This window comes from Bacillus sp. MBGLi79, assembly GCF_002953915.1.
The window spans coordinates 4656471-4662520 of the sequence record NZ_CP026521.1 but is presented as its reverse complement, the minus strand read 5'-3'; the positions used below and the strand labels follow the sequence as shown (position 1 = coordinate 4662520).

The window sequence follows — 6050 nt, the reverse complement described above, 5'->3', positions numbered from 1 at the left end:
TCTTTTACTATATATAAATTGATCGATAGGTTATAGATAATTTTATGGAAAAAACTATTGATTTAGGGTTTATTATGTAATATTATAATTCCCATGGTAAATTTATACTAGTTATTATTTACCTAAATAACTTTAAGGAGGAATATTGATGAACGCAAAAAGCATAAAAGACGTTGAACTTCAGGCATTGACTCTTGAAGAAGCTGAACAAATTGATGGAGGAAGTTATGCGAAATATCTTGGCAGTGCAGTTGTTACAGGTGCCGGCGCAGGTGTAGTCGGAGGAGTTCCAGGTGTTATTCTTGGTGCCCATGCAGGTGCAATTGCAGGGTCAGTTGGTTATTTAGGCGGGTCATTAATCGCCGGAAAATGGCTTTAAGGAGGGAATAGCATAAATGGAAAATAATAATCATCTTTCAGAATTGAACGTAAAAGAAATGGAACAAATTGATGGCGGAGGCTGGAGAAGTGCCCTTGGCGGAGCTTTTTCAGGTGCATTAGTCGGTGCTTCCACAGTAGGCGTCGGTGGAGCAGCTGTTGGCGGACCGGTTGGTGGTGCCGGCGGAGCAATTACTGGCGGCATAGTTGGCGGTATAGTTGGCGGAATAAACGCTTGGTAATAAAAATACATAAAGAACTAGCTTGAACATTATGTAACAAGACCGGCAAGAGTATATCTTTTCCCGGTCTTGTTATATTTGTATTTATATATATACATAATGTTTTTAAATTCTTCTTTTAACTGACTATCTCAGTTACTTTGTCTCTTCCTTCCATTTCTCATCAAACAGCATCTTCCCAGGCCACGTATACGCCATGATGCCGCCGTCTGCGGTGATGTCTTCTCCTGTGACGTAGGAACTGTCGTCAGAAGCGAGGAACAATGCCACCGTCGCCATTTCCTTCGGCTGGCCGAGGCGTCCGAGCGGCGTGATCCATTTGTTGGCTTCGCGGAATTGTTCGCCCATTTCCTGTTCTTTGGTGCCGGCCAGTTTATCAATCAGCGGCGTTTCGATCGTACCCGGAGAGATGGAATTAACTCGGATGCCATCTCGTGCGTAGTCGATCGCCACCGCTCTTGTCAGGTTGGTGATGCCGCCTTTTGCTGCGTTGTAGCCTGAGCGGTCAAGGTCCGCGGCACGGCCTGACATGGAGGAGGTGTTGATGATGGAGCCTCCGTTTTCGAGCATGAGCGGGATCAGGTATTTACTGCAAAGGAACGTGCCGCGCAGGTCGACGGCCATAATGCGGTCAAACAGCTCAACGGGGTATTCGTGCACTTTTCCCCCTTCCTGATCAACGCCGGCGTTATTAAACAGAATATCTATCGTTCCGCACGCCTCCTTCATTTGATCAGCAAATGCTTTCACACTGTTTTCATCTGACACATCGAGGTGAAAGGCATCCGCCTGTCCTCCGTTTTGTCTGATTGCTTCGACTGTTTCTTTCATTTGATCTGTATTGATGTCTCCGATCATTACACGCGCGCCTTCATTGGCAAAAACCTCTGCCGTCGCTTGTCCAATGCCTGTCGCGGCGCCTGTGATCACTGCGGTTTTGTTTTCAAGTCTTCCCATGACGAGACCTCCTTTTTCTATTTGTCTTCCCGCTCTATGCAGTGATAAACATGCAGAAAAAGAACTGCCAACATATGTTAAGATGGGTTGGAAATTGTTGGGAGGTTTGTAAGTTTGAAGGTACAGCATAAGAAGGAGCTCAAATTTTATTGCTTCGTGACCATTCCAGCTGCATTTGTTGTGCTGACTGTCATCTCTTTTGTATTGCAAGAGATTACGTTTCCGGTGACTGCAAGCGCATTTCTAGGAGCTTCATGGCATAATCTATTGTTTTTGATACCGTTCGGTTTGTTTTTCTACCCGGTGCATATATGGATGAAGCGGGAGTTTGGCCGTTGGAATGACGCAGAAAAAAAGAGAGGATGATGAAGCCTCTCTTTTTTTATTAGAATGAGCGTGAAAAAGAGTGAAAACATGTCCAACTAATGTTAAATTTACATATATATGCATCTATCAATCTGATTGACAATTGTCACCCTATGTGATAAATAGATGCTGAAAAGGGTTTACATAACGTTAAAGGAGCGATCAAGAGTGGCGAAAAAAGAGTTTAAAGCAGAATCTAAACGCTTGCTGGATATGATGATTAACTCCATTTATACCCAAAAAGAAATTTTCCTGCGCGAGTTAATCTCCAATTCTAGTGATGCAATTGACAAAATCTATTACAAAGCGCTGACGGACGATGCGCTTACGTTTGATAAAGACAGTTACTACATAAAGGTCGCGGCTGACAAAGATGCGAGAACATTAACCATCTCTGATACGGGGATCGGAATGACAAAGGATGAGCTGGAACAGCACCTTGGCACGATTGCAAAAAGCGGTTCCCTCGCGTTTAAAAAGGAAAACGAGCTGAAAGACGGGCATGACATTATCGGGCAGTTCGGTGTCGGTTTTTACGCGGCATTTATGGTTGCCGATGTCGTGACAGTTATCAGTAAAGCGCTTGGCAGCGATGAGGCTTATAAATGGGAGTCTGCGGGTGCAGACGGCTATACGATTGAACCGTGTGAAAAGGATTCTGTCGGTACAGACATTATCCTGAAAATCAAAGAGAACACAGAAGATGACAGCTATGACGAGTTTTTAGAGGAATATCGTTTAAAAGCGATCATCAAGAAGTACTCCGACTTTATTCGCTACCCAATCAAAATGGACACAACCATTAATAAGCCGAAGGAAGGCAGCGAAAATGAGTTTGAAGAGGTGCAGGAAGAGCAGACGGTCAACAGCATGGTGCCAATCTGGCGAAAGAACAAAAGCGAGCTGACAGATGAGGACTACGAAAAATTTTATGCTGAAAAGCATTACGGGTTTGATAAACCGCTGACACACGTTCATATCAGTGTGGATGGAGCGGTTCGCTACAACGCGATTCTATTCATCCCTGAAAACATGCCGTTTGACTACTATTCCAAGGAATATGAAAAAGGCTTGGAGCTGTATTCCAATGGCGTGCTGATCATGAATAAGTGCGCAGATCTGCTTCCGGATCACTTCAGCTTTGTGAAGGGCATGGTCGATTCTGAGGATCTGTCGCTGAACATCTCCAGAGAAATGCTGCAGCATGACCGCCAGCTGAAGCTGATCGCAAAAAACATCAGCAAGAAAATCAAAAGCGAGCTGCAAAGCCTGTTGAAAAAAGACCGCGAGAAATTCGAGACGTTCTACAAGTCGTTCGGCAGACAGCTGAAATTCGGCGTATACAATGATTTTGGCGCGAATAAGGATCAATTGAAGGATCTCTTATTATTCTACTCTTCAAAAGAGAAAAAGCTGGTCAGCTTAGATGAGTACGTTTCCAGAATGCCAGAGGAGCAGAAATACATTTATTACGCGACTGGTGATTCATACGATCGCATTGAGAAACTGCCGCAAACGGAAATGGTGGCGGATAAAGGCTATGAAATTCTCTACTTTACTGAGGACATCGATGAGTTTGCAATTAAAATGCTGGCATCTTATCAGGAAAAAGAATTCAAATCCGTATCAAGCGGAGACCTTGGCATAGACACGGATGAGGATCAGAAGCAGTCCGAGGAAGAGGAAAGCAAGTATAAGGATCTATTTGAGGAAATGAAAAACATTCTGTCAGACAAGGTGAAAAACGTCAGAATCTCAAAACGGCTTAAATCACATCCAGTTTGCCTTGCTGCTGACGGCGAAGTGACAATTGAGATGGAAAAAATCTTAAACGCGATGCCTGACAGCCAAAATGTAAAGGCGGACAAAGTGCTGGAAATTAACCCGAATCACGAGGTATTCCAAACGCTCCAAGACGCGTTTGCACAGGATAAAGAAAAGCTGAGCCTGTACACAAACCTTTTATACAATCAGGCGCTTCTCATTGAAGGCCTGCCGATTCAGGACCCTGTTGAATTTACGAACAATATTTGCAAGGTCATGGTGTAAACAGAAAAAGGAATCGTCTCATAAGGAGACGATTCCTTTTTTTATAATGTACGCTCATTCAGCATTTGGTTTTGGGTGCTTTTCTTCTTTTTAAACCGGTTTTTCAGGCTTGCTTCAATTTCCTCCAAGCTTCGCCCTTTGGTTTCCGGCACCATGTAGAACGCGAAGAAAAATGAGAGAAGACAAATGACTGAGAAAACCATAAAGACCCATGCGATGCCCATTGCGCTTAGCATCAGCGGGAAGACGAGCGACACGATCAGGTTGGCTGCCGATAACACCAAAGTCGTGAACCCTGTCGCGGCTCCGCGCGCTTTGGATGGGAAGAGCTCAGGCATGAGCACCCACACTACCGGACCCCATGTCGCCTGGTAAAAGACGATATAGACGCCGAGAAAGACTACTGTCATCCACGCTGTTGATGCGGAAAGTCCGAGCGTTAGGAGCACGCCTGATAAAGCAGCAAGGCTCAGTGTGATGCCGACACTTCCCCAGATCAGAAGTTTTTTGCGGCCGACACGGTCAATTAAGATCATGGCAGTGATACACATGATGACGTTGAGGATGCCGATCCCCATTGTGCCGAGCGCCGAAGCTGATGTGCCAAGACCGGCTTTAGTAAAAATGGTCGGCGCGTAGTAGATGACCGTGTTAATGCCGACAGCCTGCTGAAAAATGGCAAGACCGACGCCAATCAGAAGCATAGGGCGAATCCATTTGGCTTTTAGGACGCTGAGTGTTGTTTCTTTTTTCTCTGCTTCTCCTTGCTTCATCTCTGCCAATTCCATTTCGATGTCTTTGGGATCATGAGTGATGTTCATGATTCGTCTCGCTTCTTCTTCACGGCCGCGCTTCACGAGCCATCTTGGCGATTCCGGCATGAATGCGATGCCGATTAATAAAAGCACGGCAGGCACCGCGGCCAGACCGACCATCCAGCGCCACGCTTCAAACGGTGTGAACAGGTAGTTCACGATATAGGCGAGCAAAATTCCTGTGACGATCATTAAGTTGTTCATTGTGCCGAGTGTACCGCGAATTTTTGTCGGTGCCATTTCTGAAAGATATACGGGCACAAGCGCCGTTGAACCGCCGACGGCCAATCCGAGAATCACCCTAGATGCAATCAGCATGCCGATTGTTTGAGAAAATGCGCAAGCGAGCGCTCCGATAATGAAAATGATGGAAAGGACAAATACAACCTTTCTCCTGCCCCAGCGGTCTGAGCATGTGCCGCTCAAGGCCGAACCGAAAATCGCGCCAAGGAGCAGCATGCTGACAACCAATCCTTCTGTCAATGTCGTTAAAGGAATATCGTTATTGATAAACAGGAGTGCCCCGGAGATAACGCCTGTATCGTAACCGTAAAGCAGTCCCCCTAAAGCGCCGAAAAAGTAGATCATATATTTCCTTGTGTCTTTCTTCACAAATGTCTCCTCCTCAGTTGTTGAGCCAATGAGTAACTAAAAATATGTAACAAAGTTAATAGATTAGTACCCATTTCCTATCTCATTTGAAACATTTGTTTTGAAAAAACGGAAACATTAAAGCCAAAAGGCGGGGTATTGGCGATTTTTTCGTAAGTTATTAATAATGAGAGCGATAATCACGATGATGACAGATCCAATGAGCACGGGAAATACTAAATAACTCCAAGCATATGCCCCTTGAATGACAACAATCGGGTCAGCGCCGGCAGGAGGATGAGTGGTTTTGGTCAGCATCATCAAGCAAATGGCAAGCCCTGTCCCCAATGCAAAGGTCCATGGATGGGCGCCGAATATGTGAAGGACAACAATCCCGGTAAGCGCGGAAATAAAATGGCCGCCAATCACATTTCTCGGTTGTGATAATGGAGCATTCCAAGCGCTGAAGACGAGCACACAGCTTGCTCCAAAAGGCGCCATTAACCATGGGCTTGATGTGTAAGCGGTCAGCGAAGCGAGTGTCAGTATGGTTATAAATCCTCCGATAAGCCCTGTAACAGCGTCTTTGCCGTTTACCCGTAAAGGCGTCTTTCCTGTCCCTTTCATTTTTAAAAAGAAGTTGTTTTCCAAA

Annotated in this window: 7 protein-coding genes; 4 read left to right on the top strand and 3 right to left on the bottom strand. The window is 45.3% G+C overall.

Features of this window, described 5'->3' with window-relative positions; translation table 11 throughout:
* Nucleotides 1-148: 148 nt before the first annotated feature.
* The gene (locus tag C1T29_RS23775; RefSeq protein WP_024123461.1) at nucleotides 149-379 is read left to right on the top strand and encodes a hypothetical protein; all 231 of its coding nucleotides are present in this window, start codon (nucleotides 149-151) and stop codon (nucleotides 377-379) included.
* Between the two features lie 16 nt (nucleotides 380-395).
* The gene (locus C1T29_RS23770; protein ID WP_119995492.1) at nucleotides 396-620 is read left to right on the top strand and encodes a bacteriocin; all 225 of its coding nucleotides are present in this window, start codon (nucleotides 396-398) and stop codon (nucleotides 618-620) included.
* A gap of 135 nt (nucleotides 621-755) precedes the next feature.
* Here C1T29_RS23770 and C1T29_RS23765 read toward each other — a convergent pair whose 3' ends face one another.
* Nucleotides 756-1577: an SDR family oxidoreductase gene (locus C1T29_RS23765; protein WP_103749147.1), complete on the bottom strand. Its 822-nt coding sequence runs from the start codon at nucleotides 1575-1577 to the stop codon at nucleotides 756-758.
* A gap of 114 nt (nucleotides 1578-1691) precedes the next feature.
* Here C1T29_RS23765 and C1T29_RS23760 point away from each other — a divergent pair, with 114 nt between their 5' ends.
* The gene (locus C1T29_RS23760; RefSeq protein ID WP_103749148.1) at nucleotides 1692-1943 is read left to right on the top strand and encodes a hypothetical protein; all 252 of its coding nucleotides are present in this window, start codon (nucleotides 1692-1694) and stop codon (nucleotides 1941-1943) included.
* 168 nt (nucleotides 1944-2111) lie between these two features.
* The gene (gene htpG, locus C1T29_RS23755) at nucleotides 2112-3992 is read left to right on the top strand and encodes a molecular chaperone HtpG (protein WP_103749149.1); all 1881 of its coding nucleotides are present in this window, start codon (nucleotides 2112-2114) and stop codon (nucleotides 3990-3992) included.
* Nucleotides 3993-4033: 41 nt separating this feature from the next.
* Here the strand turns inward: htpG and C1T29_RS23750 are convergent, their stop codons facing one another.
* Nucleotides 4034-5419, bottom strand: a complete 1386-nt coding sequence (locus tag C1T29_RS23750) for a sugar porter family MFS transporter (RefSeq protein WP_103749150.1) — start codon at nucleotides 5417-5419, stop codon at nucleotides 4034-4036.
* A 117-nt stretch (nucleotides 5420-5536) separates the two neighbouring features.
* Nucleotides 5537-6025 carry an HPP family protein gene (locus C1T29_RS23745; RefSeq protein WP_231516588.1) on the bottom strand — a complete coding sequence of 163 codons (489 nt, stop codon included), beginning with the start codon at nucleotides 6023-6025 and terminating at the stop codon, nucleotides 5537-5539.
* Nucleotides 6026-6050 lie beyond the last annotated feature (25 nt).